Origin of the sequence: Agromyces binzhouensis, from assembly GCF_004135055.1 — a bacterium.
In the GTDB taxonomy this organism is placed as follows: Bacteria; Actinomycetota; Actinomycetes; order Actinomycetales; family Microbacteriaceae; genus Agromyces; species Agromyces binzhouensis.
The window spans coordinates 1-3,742 of sequence record NZ_SDPL01000317.1 but is presented as its reverse complement, the minus strand read 5'-3'; the positions used below and the strand labels follow the sequence as shown (position 1 = coordinate 3,742).

4 protein-coding genes and 1 pseudogene are annotated in these 3,742 nt (G+C 73.2%); 4 read left to right on the top strand and 1 reads right to left on the bottom strand.

Annotation, left to right across the window (positions count from 1 at the left end; translation table 11 throughout):
• Nucleotides 1-231 precede the first annotated feature (231 nt).
• The 3 genes from ESO86_RS13280 to ESO86_RS13270 all read left to right on the top strand — a co-directional run bounded on the left by ESO86_RS13280 (nt 232) and on the right by ESO86_RS13270 (nt 2,377).
• A complete protein-coding gene (locus tag ESO86_RS13280) occupies nt 232-1,095 on the top strand; it encodes a tryptophan-rich sensory protein (protein WP_129235450.1) in 864 nt (287 codons plus the stop codon).
• A gap of 123 nt (nt 1,096-1,218) precedes the next feature.
• Complete coding sequence (locus ESO86_RS13275; RefSeq protein WP_129235449.1) at nt 1,219-1,899, top strand: alpha/beta hydrolase family protein; 681 nt, start codon at nt 1,219-1,221, stop codon at nt 1,897-1,899.
• A 76-nt stretch (nt 1,900-1,975) separates the two neighbouring features.
• On the top strand, nt 1,976-2,377 hold the full coding sequence (locus ESO86_RS13270) for a TM2 domain-containing protein (RefSeq protein WP_129235448.1): 402 nt from the start codon (nt 1,976-1,978) through the stop codon (nt 2,375-2,377).
• Between the two features lie 22 nt (nt 2,378-2,399).
• Here ESO86_RS13270 and ESO86_RS13265 read toward each other — a convergent pair whose 3' ends face one another.
• Nucleotides 2,400-3,155, bottom strand: coding sequence for an SDR family NAD(P)-dependent oxidoreductase (locus tag ESO86_RS13265; protein ID WP_129235447.1), 756 nt, complete (start codon nt 3,153-3,155; stop codon nt 2,400-2,402).
• A gap of 191 nt (nt 3,156-3,346) precedes the next feature.
• Between ESO86_RS13265 and ESO86_RS13260 the strand changes: the two are divergent.
• Nucleotides 3,347-3,742: pseudogene (locus ESO86_RS13260) on the top strand (molybdopterin-dependent oxidoreductase); the annotation flags it as partial.

Here is a 3,742-nt window from a genome sequence, read left to right as displayed (position 1 = left end):
CCTGTTCGCGGCGACGATCACCGCGCGCGCGAGCACGTCGTCCGACCCGGGCCGCACCGCGGGCCTCATGGGCGGGCGCACGCCCGGGCCCTCGTGGGACCGCGGCCGCCGGATTCAATCGAACGGTTGACGCCGCCGCCGCCGCGCCTTCGTACGCTGGCCGCACCAACGCCCGATCGGTCCTCGACCACGAGTCGGACGATCGCGGCAGCAGGCCGAGGGAGGCATCCGTTGACATCGACCGAGACCCGCTCCGAGACCCGACCGAGCGCACGCGGCACGGCCGCCGACACGGTGCGCCAGGTCGTCGTACTGGTGACGTCGCTCCTGGCGATCGTGGCCGCATTCATCGGATCCGGCGCCGCGGGCGGCACGCCGATCCAGGACGCCGCCGGCGGATGGCTCGACGCCGACTCCACGCTGATCGCGCCGGCACGGTCGGCGTTCGGCATCTGGAGCGTGATCTACACGGGGATGCTCGCCTACGCGATCTTCCAGGTGCTGCCCGCCCAGCGCGCGAGCGCGCGGCACCGTCGGATCGGCTACGCCGTCGCGGCGTCGCTCGTGCTGAACGCCGTGTGGATCGGCGTCGTGCAGCTCGACCTGCTGTGGGCGAGCCTGCCCGTGATCGTCGCCCTGCTCGTCGTCCTCGCGTGGCTCTTCGTGCAGCTGCGACGGATGCCTCCGAGCGGCGTCGTCGACGCGGTCGTGACCGACGGCTCGATCGGGCTGTACCTGGGCTGGGTGATCGTCGCGACCGCCGCGAACGCGACCGCGGTGCTGCAGGCAGCGGGATTCGAGGGCTGGGGGCTCCCGGCCGAGGCGTGGGCGATCGGCGTGATCGCCGCCGCGGCAGTGGTCGGCGTCGCGCTGGCCTGGTGGGGCCGTGGCCGGATCGCCCCGGCGCTGTCGCTCGCCTGGGGCCTGTCCTGGGTCGCGGTGGGCCGGCTCACGGACGAGCCGGCGTCGGCGCCGACCGGCATCGCCGCAGCGGTCGCGGCGGCGATCGTCATCGTGGTCACCCTCGTCGCGCGGATCGGAGCCGGACGCTTCACGCGCGACGACCGAGGGGTGGGGACCTCCGGGCACGGGTGACACGGAGCTGCGCGGGGGCGCAGCAGGCGGGGCCGGGGCGTTTCGGGTCGTCCCGGCCCCGCCGTCGTCATGCCGGCTCGCGCGGGTCGTGCGGCCGGCACCCGCTCGGGCACCATGGAACGCATGAGCGACGACGAACGGCCTCTCTCCATCGACGTCGGCGACGGCATCGGCGAAGTGCCGGCGGTCCTGCGGCGACGGGATGGCGCGACCGCGACGGTCGTCGTCGCGCACGGTGCGGGAGCCGGCAAGGACCATCCGTTCCTCACCGGGTTCTGCCGGGCGCTCGACGACCTCGACGTCGCCACGCTGCGCTTCGACTTCCCGTACCGGGCGGCGGGGCGGCGCTTCCCGGACCGCCCTCCGGTCGCGATCGCCGCCTGGCGGGCGGTCATGGACGTCGCCCGCCGCGCGGCGGGCGACGGCGAGCCGGTCTGGGCGTCGGGCAAGTCGTTCGGCGGGCGGATGGCGTCCATGGCCGTCGCCGACGGAATGGACGCCGCCGGGCTGGTGTTCCTCGGGTACCCGCTGCACCCGCCCGGGCGGCCCGAGAAGTCGCGTGACGAGCACTTCCCCCAGCTCGCCGGGGTGCCGATGCTGTTCCTGCAGGGCCGCAACGATCCGTTCGCGATCCCGAACGAGCAGCTCGATCGGCTCGTCGCCGACCTCGCCCCGTCGGCGGTGCTCGACTGGATCGACGGCGCCAACCACTCGTTCGAGGTGAAGGGCGCGAAGCGCCCCGCCGCCGAGATCGGCGCCGGATTGGCACCGCGGGTGGCCGCGTTCCTCGCGGCGCACACCTGATCCCGTCCGCAGGACCTAGGCCCCGCACAGCGGGCAACCCGAACGGCATCGTGGACCGTGACGAAGGGGGATCGCCATGACCGCCTACCCGCCCGGGCCCGCGTCGGGCCAGGACTCTCAGGTCGCGCGTGCCGCAGGGTCCGCGACCTCGGACCGTTCCTTCATCGCCACGTGGCTCTTCGCGTGGCTGCTCGGCGTGTTCGGCGTGGACCGGTTCTACCTCGGCAAGGTCGGCACCGGCATCCTGAAGCTGCTCACCATCGGCGGCTTCGGAATCTGGTGGCTCGTCGACCTCGTGCTCACGCTCGCGAACTCCGCGAAGGACGCCGAGGGCCGGCGCGTCATCGGCACCCGGCAGGAGCAGACGATCGCCTGGATCGTCACCGCCGCCGTCGTGGTGCTGGGGTGGATCATGAGCGCGGTGACGCAGTCGCTCGCGTTCCTGACCGATCAACTGATCCCGCTGCTGCCGTCGTAGACGGGGCAGGGTCCGCGCCGCGTCACACCGCCGTGTAGCCGCCGTCGACGAGGTGGTAGCTGCCGGTGATGAAGCTCGCCGCGTCGCTCGCGAGGAACGCCACGAGCGCCGCGACCTCCTCCGGCTCGCCCAGCCGTCCGATCGGGTGCTTGGTGACGAGGAACTCCTGGGCGGCCTCGTCGAGGTTCGCGTCGATCAGCGGGGTCTTGATGAAGCCGGGGCCGACCGAGTTCACCCGAACGCCCTGGTCCGCGTACTCGATCGCGGCGTTCTTCGTGAGTCCGACGAGCCCGTGCTTCGCGCTGACGTAGGCCGACGCGCTCGCGAACCCCACCGAGCCGAGGATCGACGCGATGTTGACGACCGCGCCGCCACCGTTCCCGGCGATCGCGGGAAGCTGCGCCCGCATGCACTGGAAGACGGAGCTGAGGTTGACGGCGATGACCGTGTCCCAGCTGTCCACCGGGTAGTCGCCGATCAGGGCGCTCGCGCCCCCGATGCCGGCGTTGTTCACGGCGATCCTCAGCGGGGCGAGGTTCGCGGCCGCGTCGATGGACGACGCGATCCAGTCCGGGTCGGTGACATCGCCGACGGATGCCTCGGCGGTGCCGCCGGCCGCCCTGATCTCGTCGACGACGCTCGCCGCGTGGTCGCCGTCGAGGTCGTTCACGATCACGGCCGCGCCGTTCGCGGCGAGCAGCAGCGCGACGGATCGGCCGATGCCGCTGCCGGCTCCCGTCACGATCGCCGATCGGTCGGAGACGTCGTAGGTGGCCATGGTGTGCTCCTCACGCTCGAGTTCGGTTCGTGCGACGGATCGGATCCGTCGTCGCACTCCACGCTAGGTGCGACACCTCACGTCGTGTAGGGCCTTGCGCCCCGGGCCGGCCCGACCCGTCACCCTTACGAACCGCTTACGGCGGTGCCCTCGCGGGCGCCCTGCGTACTCGGTCGACGTAGCCTGAGGGCATGCCGAACGAGCGTGCGCCCCGCGGACGGCTGCGTCCCGCGCTGGCGGGCGTCGCGGCCGCGACGTTCGGCGCCGGAGCGGGCGAGCTCACGGCGGCGATCATCGCCGCGACCGCCTCTCCGTTCACGTCGATCGGCGGCCTGCTCATCGATCTCGCCCCGCCGTGGGCGAAGGATGCCGCGATCGCGCTCTTCGGCACGGCCGACAAGGCCGCCCTGCTCATCGGCGTGGGCGTGGTGCTCGTGGTCGTCGGCGCCCTCGCGGGCGTGCTCGAGTCGCGGCATCCGCGCTGGGGGCGCGGGATCTTCGCGCTCCTCGGCGTGTTCGGTGCGGTCGCCGCGGCGACCCGGGCGAGCGCGTCGCTCCTCGCGGTGCTGCCGGCCGCCGTCGGTGCG